We start from the raw sequence: 17,173 nt of genomic DNA, 5'->3' as shown, positions 1-17,173 counted from the left end.
TTGTGATAATCTTCACATGAAGTTGTCGCCATAATATTTCTCTAATATGCAAATTTCGACAATAAACGCTTAAAAATCAGCTTCTACTGAAAATTACCCTAAACTTTAACATCTATTTAACATTGCCTCATTACAATTTGCTTGCCTTAAAACACGTACACCGGTCTTAGTGTTCTTTTTATGTACCACCAAGAGGCTTAAATGTTAGAAACAATTTTCATACTGCTGGTAGCATTTTTGCTGATTCTGGCTTGCGTTGATTTGTTCGTCGGCGTCAGCAACGATGCCGTAAACTTTTTAAACTCCGCAGTCGGATCGCGCATTGCTCCACTTAAGATTATCTTAATAGTCGCGTCAATAGGCGTATTATTCGGAGCAACTTTCTCTTCAGGAATGATGGAAGTTGCAAGAAGCGGTGTTTTCCACCCGGAGCTTTTCAGCTTTTATGATGTAATTCTCATCTTCTTTGCCGTAATGGTAACCGACGTTATCCTGATCAATGTCTTCAACATCTTCGGTCTGCCCACTTCCACTACCGTATCAATTATTTTCGAGCTTTTAGGTGCTGCCGTATGTGCCTCTGCCTATAAACTTTATTCTGACGGTCAATCTTTTTCCGAAATTTTTAATTACATTAAATCCGATCGCACCGCGACCATAGTTTCGGGAATTTTAATTTCCGTAGCCGTAGCATTCATCTCAGGTGCAATCATCCAATTTATATTGCGTGTTTTGTTCTCCTTCAGATTCCAAAACAGCTACCGTTATTTAGGTGGACTCTTTACCGGTTTCTCTTTAACCGCAATCATTTATTTCCTTGTCATGAAAGGTGCAAAAGGCGCTTCTTTCATGAAGCCTGAATATATTGATTTTATCAATGCCAACACCACGGTAATTTTGTGGACTCTCTTTATAGGTCTTACCGTCTTGGGGCAGATCCTCGTCATGATTGGTTTTAACGTCTTCAAAATCATCATATTAGGAGGAACTTTCGCTCTGGCTTTCTCCTTTGCAGGAAACGATCTGGTTAACTTCATCGGTGTACCGCTTGCCGCATTGGATGCCTTTACCGCATGGACCGGAAGCGGGAACGATCCTCACTTAATGACCATGGAGATCCTTAATAATAACGAACACGCCAACAGTCTCTATTTGGTCCTTGCCGGATTAATAATGGTTACCACTTTGTGGATTTCCAAGAAAGCTCGCCGCGTTATTCAAACATCGATTAATCTTTCAAGTTCCACCCAAGGCGAGCGCGAACAGTTCGGTGCAACTCCCGTAGGTCGTGTCATTACCCGTATAGGACTAGATGTTTCACGGGCAACCTACAATATTATTCCCCAAAGAATAAAAGCTGCTATTGCGTCTCGCTATATAAAAGCTCCGGTAGTAAAAGGAGAAATTCCTCTTCCTTTTGACTACGTGCGTGCTTCGGTAAACTTGGTACTTTCTGCAATTTTGATTGCATCTGCAACCTCACTTAAGCTGCCTTTATCAACCACCTATGTAACTTTCATGGTTGCAATGGGAACGTCCTTTGCCGACGGTGCATGGGATCGTGAAAGTGCCGTCTACCGCATATCCGGTGTAGTAACAGTCATCGCAGGCTGGTTCTTAACCGCATTCAGCGCTTTCACCCTTACTTTCATAGTTTGTCTCATTTTCTTTATCTTCAGCTATCCTGCACTAATTATTCTCATGATCATTACCATGATCATCATCTATCGCACCAACTTTGCCAAAACCAAAGTTACCGAAACAATGCAGCAGGTTATTGACGCTAAAGGCGATAATGAAAAGGTTCTTCAGGCTATCTCTTCTGCAGTACAGGTTTTCTACAAAGATAATCTGACCTGCCTTGAACGAGCTTTCAACGAGTTCTTTGCCGATAACGAATTCAAATTAAGAAAGGTGACCCATAAAGCCTTCAACATTATGGACGAACTTGAAAAAGAACGTTCCGAATATTATTCGATGGCGCTTGATAAAGAGCAGAAAGTAAATATTGATGCCAATCATTATTTCTATCTGTCCTTTACCAACATGTATGAAGTATCTAAGTCTGTTCACAATGCTTTATCTCAGGCGGTAATTCATGTTGCCAACCGTCACACCATTTTCAGCGGACAACTTAAAGAAAATCTTGAAGAATTACTGCAAAAACTTCAGAAATTTGCACTTTATATCGACGCCATGTCCAAAGAGCCTTCCTCAGACAATATGGACGGTATAGCCAAACGTGCCAAAAAATTAAACCGCAGTATCGATAAATCTCAGCTTGATCTGGTAAATCTTATCGGAACCGAAAAGATTTCAATGCGATCCTCTGAAATTTACCTGACCTTTTTAGGGACCGTGCGCAACATGGTTAACCGCTATTTGGCCGTTGCATTACTTGCTCGCGCGCTTGCTGAACTTACTGAAGGTAAGAAGCCCGAAGAAGCAGCGACTCAAGCCCAAATGCTCGTACAGGTAAATCCTACAGCCGAAGCAATTTCCGAAAAAGTAGAACAGTAAAAGCTTTTCTCTCCCGCATGTGCCATCTTCTGTTCTTTGGAAGATGGCTTTTTTCTACTTACTATATTCTTAATTTACCTAAGATCTTTTTCAAAAGCATTAATGAGTTATGATTAAAGATTATTTTTTAATCTGCAAAATTTCCGCTTCCGTCAAACCGGTAGCTTTGGTGATTTGCTGTAAGGACAGTCCCATATCAAGCAGGGCTTCAGCTGTTTCCGCAGCTTGAATTTTCTTTCCCTCTGCTCTGCCTTCGGCTTTTCCTTCAGCTTTTCCGATTTCTTTGCCCCGAAGCTCTGCCGAGCTTATCGCGGAGACAAAGTCCATCTCAGCCCGCTCGGCCGCCTCATATCGCAGCAGCTCTTCCTTATCTTTGCCGTACACTTTCTCTATCCTCGACAACTGTGTAAACATTTCATCCCCGGGAATAATTTCTTCTCCTGCAGGTACCGTGGCACTTAGATATTTTACCCATTGCTCAAGACGGCTTAACTTGCTTTTTTCTTTGATTCTGCACTTCAGCAAAGATAATAAACTGATTATTAACAGATGGACAAATAACCCTACAGCAATAAGCGACAGCGAGGATATTCTCATAACCTGTAAAGGAACCGTAGGAAAAATAGCTATAAACTCAATAGGAAAAGTCCATATTGCAAGACAATTAATGGCTATAAAAGTAAATGATAACTTAATTTCTAATCAATTCATGGAATTATTTTTGCAACGCCAAATTAAAACTATTGAACAAAAAGCTCGCGGAATAATAGCGGGAATTAAGCGACAAGATATTTTAAATATAAAAACCCCTCTTCCTCCAATCGAAGAACAACACCGCATCGTCGCTAAAATCAACGAGATCTTTTCCTTCTGTGACAAAGCAATGGAGCTTTTACACAAATGACCATTCCAAGCTATCAAGAATGCATGAAACCGATCCTTTCTTTTTTATCCGATAAAAAAGAACATACAGTTAAAGAAATCGATGAGCACATTGCTTTCGTTTTTAATTTATCTGACGAAGAGAAACAACAAAAACTACCTTCAGGCGGTGCTTTTCTCTATAAATCCCGCAGCAACTGGGCCCGAGTATACCTTTCAAAAGCAGGTTTAATTTTAAAACCTAAAAAAGCTGTCTTTAAAATTTCCGATGAAGGAATAAAACTAAACGCGGGATCTTCCGTTACGAACATCGACAAAGATATTTTGATGCGCTACAACTCATTTAAGGAGTTCATTGAAGTAAGTAGAGTGCACAAAGAAAAAGCAAGCCATCCTAATGTTACTGTAGAGTCTACTCACGAGGATACTCCAGATATCACTTTTGAGGCGTCATTTAATCAAATCAACTCAGCCCTTGCCGACGATCTCATCACCGAAATGAAAAATATCAACAATTACCAATTTGAGCAATTGGTTCTCGATCTGCTAAAAGCTGTAGGTTACGGCGTTGACGGAGAAATTAGAGTTACGCAAAAGAGCCGTGATAACGGTATCGACGGTATTATTTCCGAAGACAAATTGGGCTTTAGCAAAATCTATGTGCAAATTAAAAAATATGCAGTAGATAATAAAGTTTCACGTCCTGAGCTACAAACATTTGTCGGAGCAATTGCCGGTCTTGACGGCAAAGGTTTATTTGTAACTCTAAGTGATTTTACCGAAGGTGCTAAAGAATACGCAAAATCTCAACATCTTGTTTTAATTAACGGGCAAACACTTGCCAAACTCATGATCGAACACAATTTTGGAGTAAGTGTAAAGAAAGTCTACGAGATCAAAGTAATTGACTCCGATTTGTTTGCCGATTATGCGAATTAAGTCCTACCACCTCATCACTTTTAACAAATACCTATTCTAATCTACTTTAGAAAAATGCAATTATTGCAAAAATCTAAAGTAGAAAAGATCTGTCCACCCATAAAAAAACCTGCCAGGGAGAAGGGCAGGTTAAAATATACCGAGTGTTTATGCTTTTTGCTTATTGTTTTTTTATATTCTTCCGTACTTGGCAAGACCTTCTTTTAAAGAGCCTGATTTGATAATAAGTTTAGCCTGTTCAGTTTCTCTTTCATCAATTGATAAAGCCATCTTAAGAACAGGTTCAACGAATTCTTTAGGGACTACAACCACACCGTCAATATCTCCGAAAATCAAGTCACCGGGGCGTACGGTAACATCGCCGATCTTAACCGGAATATTCGAGCCTACGGTTTTATATCTACCCAAAGTGGTTCCGGCAACTTTACATTTTGCAAACACCGGATAATCATAATCACGCTTAATTTCAGCACCGTCACGAACACCGCCATTTAACACTGTAGCTTCAAATTTATTGGCAACGGCGCCGGCTGTCATGAGCCCGCCCCAAATTGCCACATCACCAAGATCAACATCACCTGAAATAACAAGGACACTGCCCTCATCGGAAGCATCAATAATGTCAAGCGCATGCTGCGGAGGCAACATCTCCAATGTTTTAGTTTCAAGCACAGTTACGGCAGGCCCTACAATCTTTTTATCGTTGATACGATTTTGAATAAACGGAGGCAGGAAGCAGGTCTTGCCGATAACCAAATCACAAGCATCGGCTACTGAAGCTGAAGACAAAACTGAACGATATCCGTCAATAATTTCTTTTGAGAAAGCCATTTTAAATCTCCTTAAAATCAATAATTATTTGTTTACCCAGTGCAGAGGATCTTCACCCTTTAAAACCCGAAGAACCTCACGGGCACCTTTGGACTGCAATTCGATAACTGATTCCTGCGTGTACCATGCGTTGTGGTCACTTACAACCGTGTTTTTAAGCTTTAACAGTTCGTTTTCAGTATCCACAGGCTCTTTTTCGAAGGTATCAATACCAGCTGCAAAAATTCTGTGTTCTTTAAGGGCTTGAGCTAATGCTCTTTCATCGATAATTCCACCGCGCCCAGCATTTACTATGACAGCCATTTTCTTCATCAGGGCAATCTTGGAAGCGTCAATCATATGTCTTGTAGATGGAAGTAAAGGTACATGAACGGAAATGAAATCCGATTCTCTGCATATAGTGTCAAGATCTGCTTTGATGATTCCGTTTTCTTTAGCTATTTCTTCCGTCAAGACCGGATCCAGTACGAAAATATTCTTAAATCCAAGTCCTTTAGCCTTGGTAATAAAGCATTTGGCAATACGCCCAAAACCCAACACACCTAAGTTTTTGCCGAAAATACGTGGGATAGGTTCATCCTGACCAATGCCCCACTTTCCGTTTCTGACATCCTCGTCACGGGTTACGATTCTTCTTGTCGCTCCCATAAGAAGGGCAAGAGCATGCTCTGCGACATCTTCTGAACCGTAATCAGGAACATTCGCAACTTTGATATTCTTTGATTTGGCATATGCCAAATCGATATTGTCGACGCCTACGCCATAGCGAACAACTGCCTTGCATTTTTCTGCAGCATCAAATACATCTTTGTCAACTACCGCCTCACGTACCATAATGGCATCGGCGTCCTTGACTGCGGCAAGAACCTGCTCTTTGGTAGATCCTAATTTAACTATCTCAAAAACAGGATCAAATTCGGCCAGAACCTGTTTTTCTTCCTCGTAATCTCTGTAACCGGGTTCGATTACAACAATTTTTTTCATGTTAACCTCGCATCAATCTGAAATGTCAGAATGTTATATATAATATTTCTAAAATGTTAGTCTAGAACAACACAAATCTTCAAAAATTGCGATGCGCTTCAAATTATTGACTTAAATTAACGGTTTTACCCTACTGTTAAAGTAAAAATTTGCTCATGATCACTATTTTCTAACATTTTACTTTTAAAATGGTAATCAATCTGAAATTTCACTTTAAGGAGTTCAAACATGAAATTAGGAGTTGTTGCTTTAGCTTTAAGTGCCGCATTATCTTTCGGAATCGTCTCTGCAGCCCACGCCGCCGATATCACAATTAAAGTAGGACACGGCGCTGCTGAGGGTTATCACATGCACAAAGCATGGCTTAAATTCAAAGAAGAAATTGAGAAAAACTCAGGCAATCGTTTTGAGGTTGAAATTTATCCTAACGGACAGGTAGGGGGCGATCGTGAATTAACCGAAGCAGTCCAAGCTGGCATCGTTGATATGACCTGCCCGGTTATCGAGGTTATGGACGGTTGGGATAAAAACTTCTCTATTCCGGGTCTGCCTTTTATCTTCAAGGATAGAGCTGATGCTCTTAAGGCATTGAACGGTAAATTCGGTCAGATGCTTCTTGACAGAGCTGGCCAATATGGTTTGGTGGGCCTTGGATATATGGAAAACGGTATTCGCCAGATCACCTCCAACAAGTGTCCTATCGTAAAACCATCAGATCTTGACGGCGTCAAGCTTCGCACTATGCAAGTTCAGGCACATATGGAAGCCTTCCAGTTGATGGGAGCAAACCCTACTCCAATGTCCTTTAATGAAGTTTACTCAGCATTACAGCAAGGCGTTGTTGATGCCGAAGAGAACCCTTTAGGTCATATCACTTCTTCAAAATTCTATGAAGTACAAAAGTGCATGACTTTAACAAGCCACGTTTACTCCACTCATATTGTTTTGGCAAACCCTGACTTCTACAACTCATTAAGCGATGCCGATAAAGATTTGGTAAAACAGTCTTTAGCCACCGCCATTGATTACCAGCAGCAGGTCATAGCCAACGAAGAAGAGCAGCAAATTAAAGATATTGAAGCTGCCGGCGTAACCGTAACCAGACTCACTCCCGAACAGCGAAATGAATTTGAAAAAGTCACTGCACCTATTCGTGAGAAGTATTTAAGTGAAGCAGATCCTGAGATTATTAAGGCTTTAAACGAACGTTAATTGTTTGTACAGCATATATCGGTACTTGTAATGAGTGCCGATTTTTCCGAGGTTTCATATGAAAATTTTAAAATGGATAGACGATAACCTGGAAATTTACCTGGTGAATTTCCTTCTAGCGAACATCGCCGTCTGGGTCTTCATTCAGGTAGTGCTGCGCTATATTTTTTCCTACTCCCTTCCCTGGAGCGAAGAATTAGTCCGCTGGTGTTTCGTTTGGCTGATTTGGGTTGGCATCAGCTATGGTTTTAAAGTACAAAAGCATGTCGCCATCGACTTTTTAGTAAACAAGATGCCGCAAAAGGTCAGATTGATTATCAACTTAATAATTAACTTAATTATTCTGTGGTGCATGATCAAATTGGCAATTTTAGGCACAGAGCAAATTTTAAATCCCATCATCGCCAAACAAAACTCCATCGTACTGTATTGGCCCTTTACCGATACTCATGTAACGATGTTATGGCTTTATGCTTCTTTGCCTGTCGGCGCATTCTTAAGTTCAATAAGAGTGTTGCAAAACATTTATGCCGATATAAAGACAGCTCTCGTCATTTTTAAATAGTAAGGGACACCGCCATGATAACCTTTATTCTTTTTACAACTTTCCTGGTATTGGTGTTTTTAGGAACGCCGATTGCCTTATGCTTGGGAATTTCTTCACTAATAACACTTGAGTATCTCCCGGGAACTCCGCCCGTTACATTGCTTGTTAAAAGCGCCGTAACCAGTGCCGACTCTTTCCCTTTAGTCGCTATTCCTTTGTTCGTTCTTGCCGGCGAAATTATGTCACAAGGCGGATTATCAGCCCGTATCGTCAGATCAGCTTATGTCCTAGTTGGTAAATACAAAGCAGGTCTTGCCTACGTAAACGTTCTTGCAAGCATGTTCTTTGCTGCTATTTCAGGCTCATCTCCTGCTACCGTAGCTGCAATCGGTGCCAATATGATCCCCGAGATGGAAAAGGCCGGCTATAAAAGATCATTTTCAGCTGCATTAACCGCAGCATCCGGTATCACCGGCGTAATGATTCCGCCCTCAATTCCTTTTATTATTTACGGTGTTGCCGCCAACCAATCCATCGGTAAGCTGTTCCTTGCGGGTGTCATTCCGGGGCTTATTTTCGGTATCGGCTTCATGCTGGTGGCTCGTTTTGTTATCAAAGACAACATGCTGCCGAAATCCAAAATTCAAAAATTAAATGAAGAAGGAAGCGCCTTAGCGGCAAAGGGTTCCGGCATAAGAGATAATGCTATTTGGGCCTTGATTGTTCCTTTAATCATCTTAGGCGGTATTTATTTAGGTGTCTTTACACCTACTGAAGCTGCAGGTGTAGCAGTTGTTTACGGTCTCGTCGTTTCCCTCTATGTTTACAGAAACTTAAGATGGGCAGATATGTGGGAAATTTTGCGTAAATCAGCTCTCACTTCCGTTGTCTGCATCATCATGGTGGTTATGGCTTCATCATTTGGTCGTCTTTTGACCTTACAAAGAGTACCTGTTGATTTGGCCAACTTCATTATTTCCATTTCCAATAATGCAGTACTTGTATTACTGTTAATCAACATCATGCTACTTATTGCCGGCATGTTCATGGAAACCATCGCCCTTATAATCATTTTGACACCAATCCTGCTGCCGATTGCTACCCAAGTGGGTATTGATCCGATTCATTTCGGTGTCATTATGACAGTCAACCTTGCTATCGGCTTCTGCACTCCGCCACTTGGTGCCAACTTGTTTATAGCAACCAGTATTGCCGATGTCAAACTTGAAGATCTAATTAAGAAAATTATTCCTTTCTTATTTTCTATGATTATTTCTTTAATGCTTGTTACTTATATTCCTGCATTATCATTGTGGTTGCCGTCATTAATGGATTAATGCTTTATGCATGGTAGTCAAAGAGGAGGTATTCGTATCTCCTCTTTTTTATAAAATCAGTTATCCAAAAAGCACTTGCTTTTATCTAAAAACAAATATACCTTTTTCTAAAAAGTATGATTATTTTTTAATTTAAAACTACTTGGATTATATATTTCTGATGTTAAAAGACATAGTTTACAGACGAATCAAGGAATCGATCATAAACGGCAAATTCCCGATGGGGTCAAAGCTGTCAGAGACCTTTCTAGAACAAGTTCTTGACGCCAACAAAGCCCCAATCCGCGACGCTTTAAAACGCCTTCAGGCCGAAGGACTTGTTGTCAGAAAACCCAAAAGCGGCACTTATGTCTTCAGTATGGAATCTAAAAGTCTTAACAACCTCCTTGATTTCAGATACACCATAGAATCTAGAGCCTGCAAACTTGCTTTCGATAAATCTCAAGAGCAGCTCTACCTAGAACTCGCAGGGATCTTGGATCGCATGCAATTTGCGACAGAAAATAACAATATTCAAGAATATTTAACTTTAGATTCTGAATTCCATATGACTATGGTGTCACTTTGTGACAACCGTTACTATATTGATTCATTTAAACTGATTTCAGCAATTATGGATACTGTGCGTAATTTTTTAGGCTCAAACGATTCTCACTTGCAGCGATCTTTCTCTCAGCACAGCAAAATGGTAGATGCTTTAAAACATAAAGATATTAATGAACTGCTTAATATTTTACAAGGTCATATTTTGCCTGAATTCGGCTCCTATTGGATGATATCAAACCTTCAAAATAAGCTTCATTGCCCATAAACTAAATATGCTGCCCAAATAATACAGATGCTAATTATAAAAATTCAACTTTTTATCTGAAAATCTATTTAAAAAAATGTAATTACTATAAACATCTAAAGTTAAAGTTTTTATAGTTTTCTTTCAAAAAGAAAACGGATTTTAAACAGTAAAAAATAGTTACCTCAATATTTTTGAGTATAAAAACTTCAAATGTAAACAGCAATGCGCTTTTTTTATAATTAAATTTCTCTACAGCTTCGACAAGGCCTTAAAGAAACCGTAAATAGCGTAAAAGTTTTCACAGATTCAGCAAATGACTTCTGCTACACACTATCTCACAACAAGCAAATAAAACACCCTATCTGTTTTAGCGTCGATCAAATGAACAAAATTTAAAATTCCTTCTTTAATCCAAATCTTTTTTGCGCCTTATTAGTGAATATTCTGCACATCAGTTAAAAAAAACGGTTCTTTTCAGTGAAATAAAAATATTAAAGCACTCTGCTGATATATTGAAACCGTTCCTGCAGGGCAACCGTTAATTTAGGAGACTTAAATATGAGAAAGCTTCATAAACACAGTGTATTAAAGTTTAGTGCCCTATTGTTATCATTGCTGCCCGCTTTATGCCTTAGCAATGACTTGATCTTTGAAAAAAACGTTACTCAAATCCATGAAGCGATGCAGGAAGGAAAACTTTCAGCACATGAACTTGTTGATTATTATTTAAAAAGAATCAAAGTTTATGACGGAGCTTTAAATTCAATTATAACGATTAATCCCAACGCTCTGACCGAAGCAGATAAAATTGACGCTAAGATTGCATCCGGAGAACCCTTGGGGCCTCTTTACGGCATACCTATTCTGCTTAAAGACAATTACGATACCGCTGACATGAAAACAACCAGCGGAGCTTTGGCATTTAAAGATCTGCAGCCTGTAAAAGATGCCTTCACCGTTGCCAAACTGCGTCAGGCAGGAGCCATTATTCTTGCCAAAACTAATCTTACAGAACTGGCAAGACACGGTATGACCGTAAGTTCCATGGGAGGTCAAACACTTAACCCTTATGATTTAACCAGAACCCCAGGAGGATCTTCTGGCGGAACCGGAGCGGCCGTAGCTGCAAATTTTGCCGTTATGGGCACCGGATCCGATACTGTAAACTCCATCCGCTCCCCATCAAGCGCTAACAGTCTGGTAGGTATTCGCCCGACTAAAGGTTTGGTCAGCAGAACCGGTATTTCTCCGTGCTCAGACTGGCAGGATATGGGCGGACCTATTGCCCGTAACGTTGCCGACGCCGCACTCATGCTGTCGGTAATGGCTGGATATGATCCTCAAGACCAAAGTACAAACGTGATTAAAAACAAAAAAATTGAAAATTATACCGATGCTTTGGACACCGACGGGTTAAAGGGCAAAAAACTTGCTCTTTTAACCACCAATCTTGGAGAAGATCCTGAAGTATTGCGTATTGTTAACTCCGCAATTGATGATTTAACCGCTTTAGGAGCAGAGGTCATAAAAGTCGATTTACCGCAATTGAAACTTGCAGATCTGCTAAAAAACAACGATGTACAGGAATGGGAGCAAGCTCCGTACCTTGATAAATATCTGGCAAGCATTGGCTCAGGTTCATCAATAAAAACTGCAGCAGAATATGTCAAAAGCGGTTTGCTTACCCCGTCAATAGTTAATGAAATGACGCGCATGGTAAACGAAAAAGATCCACTTAATAATCCTAAATATCTTGCAAGAATCAAAAAGAACAAAGAATTAGCTGCAAATATTACTGAATTTATGCATAAAAACAAAATTGATGCTTTCGTTTATCCGTTGCAGTCCGTACTCGTGGTAAAAACCACTGAAAGCAAAGGCCAATATGCACGTAACGGACTGATGGCTTCAGTAATGGGATTCCCGGCTATTACGCTGCCAGGCGGCTTCTCTTCTTCAAACGATACCGCACCTATCGGAGTTCCTGTAGGAATTGAGCTGATGGGAGAGCCATTTTCCGAAAGCAAACTTATAAGTATGGGGTATGCCTACGAACAGGGAACTCACAACAGAAAACCACCTGTAGCTTTCCCTGATTTAGATTTCAGCTCAATAAAATAAGATATTAATATCCGTTGTGTAAAGCAAAGATGCTTTTCACATCAATCTGCGGATACTCTAAAAACTTCACAAAAGCGGGATTATGTTTTACAAAATCTCGCTTTTTATCGACGCCACGAAATAATTTTTACATCGTTGGCGACAACATACCATCATATGTTTTTCCGTTAACTGTGTCTGCGTTTAACATATTAATGCCACTTTTTTCTGTGAGCATTATCGGAATCAGTATAGTGTTTATATGATTTGAAAAAACATAAACAAATGGACGGAAACAAAAATGCCGGAAAACCAAAACATAGAGTGGAAAAGTAAATGGGAAGACGACTATCTGGAGTGGGTTTGCGGTTATGCCAATGCGCAGGGTGGAAAATTTATTCGGTTGTGATGATGAAGGAAACGTCGTTGGTGTACCTAATGCCGGAAAATTGCTAGAGAATATACCGAATAAAATCCGTAACGCAATGGGGATTATAGTCAATGTCAACTGTTTAAATAAAAACGGAAAGGAATATCTTGAAATTGACGTGCCTTCATATCCTATCGGTATCTCTTGTAAAGGCATCTACTACTATCGCAGCGGCAACACCATGCAGATTCTGACCGGTCCGGCGCTTGAAGATTTTCTTATGCGCAAAAGAAGAGCTACCTGGGATAACCTTCCGCTTCCGGCGTTTTCTCTATCTAATGTAGATGATGAGATTGTAACGCAGTTTAAACTGTAGGCTGCCAGAAAGGGACGCATTGACAAAAGTGTTCTTGATGAGTCTAAGTCTGTCCTTATGGAAAAGCTTCATTTGGTGAACGGATCTTATTTAACCAATGCGGCTATGCTTCTATTTAGTAAAGATCCGGAAAAGTGGCAATTAGGTGCGTATGTAAAAATCGGTTATTTTGAGACTGACGCTGATTTGTTGTACCAAGATGAAATACATGGCTCCATTTTGGAACAGATAGATAAGATTGTAGAGGTTGTATATTTGAAGTATATGAAAGCAAAAATAACTTATGACTGAATGCAGCGAATCGAACGATACTTTGTTCCTGAGGATGCTCTACGAGAAGCTTTACTGAACGCTTTATGCCATAAAAATATCAATCCGGCATCCCCATCCAGATCAGTGTTTACGCTGATAAGTTATATATTGCAAATTGCGGCTGTCTACCTGAAAACTGGACGTTGAAAAACCTAATGAACAAGCATGCTTCCAGCCCATATAACCCTAATATTGCTCATGTGTTCTATTTGTCCGGCTTTATTGAAAGTTGGGGACGGGGAATAGAGAAAATTTGTTCTTCATGTCAAAAGCCCCCGGTTACACAATGCCGCAGTTAGCTGCACGATTAAAAGTAAGTAGAAAAACAGTAGCTGAAAGACTGAAAAAGTTGAAAGAAAAGGGAATGATTGATCGTGCCGGCTCCGCTCGGCAAGGATACTGAGATCTGAAAAATAAGGAAGAATAGAAAAAACCTAATAGGGATTTGTTAAATAAATAGGGCCGCAAGAGGCAAACTTTCATCCCCAAACCTTTCTAATCTAAGTATATAAAACAGTTTTTATTTTTTAAGCCCTGATTATTTCAGGGTTTTTTGTATTATAATGGGTATATGTTTATATATACTCAGAAAGAACCGCCATGGCTGTCATGAACATCCCCAAATTGCCTCCGCTTAAACATGTAAAAAACGGTAAGTATTGCTACTTGGTCACTTTCAAAAATGTGTGGCTGGACGGTAAGAGCGTTACCGTTCCCGGCAGTACCAAAACCGTAGGTAAAATTGAAGGAGGAAAGGTCGTCGGCAAAGTAATTTGGACGGACGCTTTTGCGGCAGAGCATCCGGAGCTTGAAGCGCTGGATGCCTATCGTATGCTTAAAAATCCCGACGCTCCCTCAGGCAAACGCCGTTATTTCATTCGTTTTGAGCCGCATAATGAGATGGTTTCTTTGCGTAAGGTGTTAAATGCCAGCTCTTTTGTGGCCGGTCCCTCCTGGGTATTAGATCACATCATTGCCGATACGCCGCTGACCAAGGCGTTAAACAGCGTTTTCAGCGACTACTGCCGTAATCGTAAAATTGTATCTCTCGCCTATTACATGTATTTATTCCATACCACGGCGGTGGAAAGTTACGGCGCGTTTGCCGAAAACTATCGTCTGCCATGGCAGGTGCCGCTGCGCCCGGGGCAGTGTTCCAAGCTGTTTAAGAGCATCAGTTCAAAGGAAATCAACGGCTTTCTTAAAAAGCTTAATGAGGAAGTATGTAAGCTTGAAGCGGAAAACGTCGGCGGCGGCAACGTCTATTACGCGTTGGATTCCACCTCGGTCAGCACTTATGCCCGTCATCTAATCAAAGCGCAGTACGGACATAATAAAGACGGCGACGCTCTCAAACAAATCAATATCCTGATGATGGTCAATCAGGAAACCGGTCTTCCCGTATATTACCGTACCTATGACGGTGATGTCCCCGATGTTTCAACCATTATGCATACTTTGCGCGATACCGTTCGCCTCGGGGTTAACCGTCAAGCCGTTGCCGTTTGCGATCGCGGGTATTCATCCATAATCAACCTGCATCGCTTTTATCAAAGTGAAGCATCCTTTGTTATGAATATGCGTACTTCTTTCCGTTTGGCAAGAGACTTCATCATCGAGCACCGTCAAGAGCTTGAAGCGCCCGATTCTTATATTCCGGCTATCGGACAACATGCCGTAAGTACAACCAAAATCTGGAAATATCCGGTAAACTTCACCACCGACTGTGCCAAACGCCGCCCACAGCTTAAAGCTGATATGCATGTGCATATTTTCTTTGATGAAAATATAAAACATGAACGCAAACAGCTTATAACCAAAGCTTTGGCTTGCGTGCGTACCAAATTAGCGGCTAAAGAAACTTTGGCAAACAATGAAAAATGTCTTGCCGAGCGTTTTCTTATAATCAAAAAAGACGATGCGGGAAATATCCTAAGCGTTAAGACCGACACCGCTAAACTTGCCGAATATCTTTTTACCGCCGGTTACCGTGTTCTGGTATCGGATTGCGTGACCGGTGCCGTCGAAGCCCACCGCGCTTACCAAATGCGCAATAGTGTAGAAGAAGCTTTTGCCGTCATGAAACAGGATATCGGCGGCAGACGCTTCGGTACTTCTACCGACAGTACCACTGAAGGCAAGATTTTTACCGTGTTTATCGCTGCCGCTATCGGTTTGATGTTTAAAACCCGTATCTCACAATGTAAAACCAAAGGAATGCAGATACCGTTTGAAGGCGATAGAGCCGTCATGACCAAACTCAGCGGAATCAAAGCTACGCTGTGGGAAGACGGTATGTACTACACTGAGGTAACCGGTAAAAAACGTGAGCTGCTGGAAGCTCTGGATATTCCTCTGCCTGATGCCGCGGTATTTACTAAGGCCGAGCTTGAAAACATGAAGGAAGATGACGCTGCCGAGGAAGAAGAAACCTTTATCGCCAATAATGTTGAAGAGCTGGCGGCAGCACTGGCGGAGGTGTGAGCTTGCCATGAATGCCGTACCGATTAGATCCGAAAATTATTTTGCAGGCATGAAAAAGCCCCGGACCATTACAGCGGGGCTAAGTATAAGCCCAAACCTAGGGATATAAAAACGAGAAAGGTTTTGGGTCTTTAACAAAGATACAGTTTTTAAGACTAATTCTAGATGTCTTTTTCTACCTGACTGAACTCAAGCTCAACCGGAGTAGCACGACCGAAAATAGCGATGGAAACGGTAACACGGTTTTTCTCGTAATCAACCTTTTCAACGGTACCGACAAAGTCTTTAAAGGCACCGTCAATAGCACGAACCACTTCACCGACTTCGTAGATAGTCTTCGGACGGGGTGATTCTTCGCTTTCACGCAGGCGTGACAAAATCTTGTCAGCCTCAGCCTGAGTAATAGGCAAAGGCTTTTCTGCGGTTCCGCCGATAAAGCCTAATACTCTGTCGGTGTGCTTGACAAGCTGCCAGGTCTCGGAAGTCATGCGCATCTGAACGAGAACGTATCCCGGGAAGAACTTGCGCTCACTTTCACGTTTTTTACCGTCTTTGATTTCTTTGACTTTCTCTTTAGGGACGAGAACTTCACCGAAATCATGCTCCATGTTATGGATCTTGATGCGCTCGCGCAAAGTCTGAGCAACGCGCTGCTCAAAACCGGAGAAAGCCTGAACAACATACCAGCGCAACGGCTTTTCAGCAGGTTTTTTCTCTTCTTTCTTTTCTTCAACGACAGGCTTATCTGCCGAAGCGGCAACCGGAGCCTCAGGAGCATCCATCATCGGAGCTTCATTAATTTCAATCTTTTCTTCAGCCATGACTAAGTCTGCCTCTTATTAAAGAGTAATTGCCTTTACTACCTGCAGGAAAACAAGATCGCACAGATAGAGGAATAAACTTACAACGCAAACACCGACAAATACGATAATGGTGGTCTGCACGGCTTCCTGACGGGTAGGCCATACAACTTTGCGTAATTCGACATAAGCTTCACGGGCAAAAGTCAATAAAGCATGACCCTTGTTGGTAAACAGGGTAACGGCAAGACCGGCAATAATTACAGCGATAACGATGGCGGTACGACCGAAACGTCCTAAAGATGATTCATCGATTACGATATGCTGGGTGTAATAAAAATTACCGAAGATTGCGCCGCCGACTAAAACGATAGCGCACAGCCACAAAAGACGATCTAAAGGTGTAGAGACAAACTGTGCGGCTGCTTTTTTATTGGCAGCTTTAACAGGAGCTTTAGCCTTTGCGGGAGCTGCAGTGTTAATGGCTGCATTCTGAGTTTTTGTGCTTTTATTTTCACTCATGGGATTAGATCCTATGGGATTTGGAATCTAAAAAATCGGGCCTTTATATAGGCAATTAATCCGCGATGGCCGTAAAGCCTTTCGCGGATAACACAAAGGCGCCGTTTTATGGCGCCTGAAACAATGATTTATTATTCGATGACGTTGTCAACAACACCGGCACC

18 protein-coding genes are annotated in these 17,173 nt (G+C 41.2%); 13 read left to right on the top strand and 5 right to left on the bottom strand.

The genetic code is table 11. The features are described from left to right. Positions 1-201 precede the first annotated feature (201 nt). Positions 202-2,520 carry an inorganic phosphate transporter gene (locus HMPREF9444_RS04620; protein WP_009143209.1) on the top strand — a complete coding sequence of 773 codons (2,319 nt, stop codon included), beginning with the start codon at positions 202-204 and terminating at the stop codon, positions 2,518-2,520. Between the two features lie 120 nt (positions 2,521-2,640). Here the strand turns inward: HMPREF9444_RS04620 and HMPREF9444_RS11225 are convergent, their stop codons facing one another. Next, positions 2,641-3,117, bottom strand: a complete 477-nt coding sequence (locus tag HMPREF9444_RS11225) for a hypothetical protein (RefSeq protein WP_232196255.1) — start codon at positions 3,115-3,117, stop codon at positions 2,641-2,643. Here HMPREF9444_RS11225 and HMPREF9444_RS10780 point away from each other — a divergent pair. Further along, positions 3,014-3,424 carry a restriction endonuclease subunit S gene (locus tag HMPREF9444_RS10780; protein WP_050779001.1) on the top strand — a complete coding sequence of 137 codons (411 nt, stop codon included), beginning with the start codon at positions 3,014-3,016 and terminating at the stop codon, positions 3,422-3,424. The two genes, HMPREF9444_RS11225 and HMPREF9444_RS10780, sit on opposite strands and share 104 nt — an antisense overlap. Then, a complete protein-coding gene (locus HMPREF9444_RS04605; protein WP_009143206.1) occupies positions 3,421-4,341 on the top strand; it encodes a restriction endonuclease in 921 nt (306 codons plus the stop codon). The genes HMPREF9444_RS10780 and HMPREF9444_RS04605 overlap by 4 nt, the downstream gene beginning before the upstream one ends. A gap of 171 nt (positions 4,342-4,512) precedes the next feature. Here the strand turns inward: HMPREF9444_RS04605 and HMPREF9444_RS04600 are convergent, their stop codons facing one another. Both HMPREF9444_RS04600 and HMPREF9444_RS04595 read right to left on the bottom strand, forming a co-directional pair. After that, on the bottom strand, positions 4,513-5,172 hold the full coding sequence (locus HMPREF9444_RS04600; RefSeq protein ID WP_009143205.1) for an RraA family protein: 660 nt from the start codon (positions 5,170-5,172) through the stop codon (positions 4,513-4,515). A 24-nt stretch (positions 5,173-5,196) separates the two neighbouring features. Beyond that, positions 5,197-6,156 (bottom strand): C-terminal binding protein, encoded by a 960-nt coding sequence (locus tag HMPREF9444_RS04595; RefSeq protein WP_009143204.1) that lies wholly within the window; start codon positions 6,154-6,156, stop codon positions 5,197-5,199. A 228-nt stretch (positions 6,157-6,384) separates the two neighbouring features. On the opposite strand from HMPREF9444_RS04595, the gene HMPREF9444_RS04590 reads away from it, so the two are divergent. The 10 genes from HMPREF9444_RS04590 to HMPREF9444_RS04560 all read left to right on the top strand — a co-directional run bounded on the left by HMPREF9444_RS04590 (position 6,385) and on the right by HMPREF9444_RS04560 (position 15,687). Then, positions 6,385-7,368: a TRAP transporter substrate-binding protein gene (locus HMPREF9444_RS04590; RefSeq protein WP_009143203.1), complete on the top strand. Its 984-nt coding sequence runs from the start codon at positions 6,385-6,387 to the stop codon at positions 7,366-7,368. Between the two features lie 58 nt (positions 7,369-7,426). Next, complete coding sequence (locus HMPREF9444_RS04585) at positions 7,427-7,933, top strand: TRAP transporter small permease (protein WP_009143202.1); 507 nt, start codon at positions 7,427-7,429, stop codon at positions 7,931-7,933. Positions 7,934-7,947: 14 nt separating this feature from the next. Further along, positions 7,948-9,252, top strand: coding sequence for a TRAP transporter large permease (locus tag HMPREF9444_RS04580; protein WP_009143201.1), 1,305 nt, complete (start codon positions 7,948-7,950; stop codon positions 9,250-9,252). 160 nt (positions 9,253-9,412) lie between these two features. Continuing rightward, positions 9,413-10,063, top strand: a complete 651-nt coding sequence (locus tag HMPREF9444_RS04575) for a GntR family transcriptional regulator (RefSeq protein ID WP_009143199.1) — start codon at positions 9,413-9,415, stop codon at positions 10,061-10,063. A gap of 540 nt (positions 10,064-10,603) precedes the next feature. Then, positions 10,604-12,166: an amidase family protein gene (locus tag HMPREF9444_RS04570; protein ID WP_009143197.1), complete on the top strand. Its 1,563-nt coding sequence runs from the start codon at positions 10,604-10,606 to the stop codon at positions 12,164-12,166. A 350-nt stretch (positions 12,167-12,516) separates the two neighbouring features. Beyond that, a complete protein-coding gene (locus tag HMPREF9444_RS11085; RefSeq protein ID WP_009143196.1) occupies positions 12,517-12,891 on the top strand; it encodes an AlbA family DNA-binding domain-containing protein in 375 nt (124 codons plus the stop codon). A 57-nt stretch (positions 12,892-12,948) separates the two neighbouring features. Next, complete coding sequence (locus HMPREF9444_RS11080; protein WP_009143195.1) at positions 12,949-13,182, top strand: hypothetical protein; 234 nt, start codon at positions 12,949-12,951, stop codon at positions 13,180-13,182. Positions 13,183-13,271: 89 nt separating this feature from the next. Further along, positions 13,272-13,502 (top strand): ATP-binding protein, encoded by a 231-nt coding sequence (locus HMPREF9444_RS11410; RefSeq protein ID WP_083801121.1) that lies wholly within the window; start codon positions 13,272-13,274, stop codon positions 13,500-13,502. Further along, entirely contained in the window at positions 13,466-13,606 is a 141-nt protein-coding gene (locus HMPREF9444_RS11405) for a winged helix-turn-helix domain-containing protein (protein ID WP_009143194.1), read from the top strand. Before HMPREF9444_RS11410 ends, HMPREF9444_RS11405 begins: the two co-directional genes overlap by 37 nt. A gap of 197 nt (positions 13,607-13,803) precedes the next feature. Next, on the top strand, positions 13,804-15,687 hold the full coding sequence (locus HMPREF9444_RS04560) for an IS1634 family transposase (RefSeq protein ID WP_009143193.1): 1,884 nt from the start codon (positions 13,804-13,806) through the stop codon (positions 15,685-15,687). 161 nt (positions 15,688-15,848) lie between these two features. Here HMPREF9444_RS04560 and nusG read toward each other — a convergent pair whose 3' ends face one another. Further along, positions 15,849-16,508 carry a transcription termination/antitermination protein NusG gene (gene nusG / locus HMPREF9444_RS04555; RefSeq protein WP_009143192.1) on the bottom strand — a complete coding sequence of 220 codons (660 nt, stop codon included), beginning with the start codon at positions 16,506-16,508 and terminating at the stop codon, positions 15,849-15,851. An 18-nt stretch (positions 16,509-16,526) separates the two neighbouring features. Next, entirely contained in the window at positions 16,527-17,009 is a 483-nt protein-coding gene (secE, locus tag HMPREF9444_RS04550) for a preprotein translocase subunit SecE (RefSeq protein WP_009143191.1), read from the bottom strand. Positions 17,010-17,173 lie beyond the last annotated feature (164 nt).

This window comes from Succinatimonas hippei YIT 12066 (assembly GCF_000188195.1).
In the GTDB taxonomy this organism is placed as follows: domain Bacteria; phylum Pseudomonadota; class Gammaproteobacteria; order Enterobacterales; family Succinivibrionaceae; genus Succinatimonas; species Succinatimonas hippei.
The sequence above is the reverse complement of the archived record's forward strand: the minus strand, read 5'-3'. Positions and strand labels throughout refer to the sequence as shown.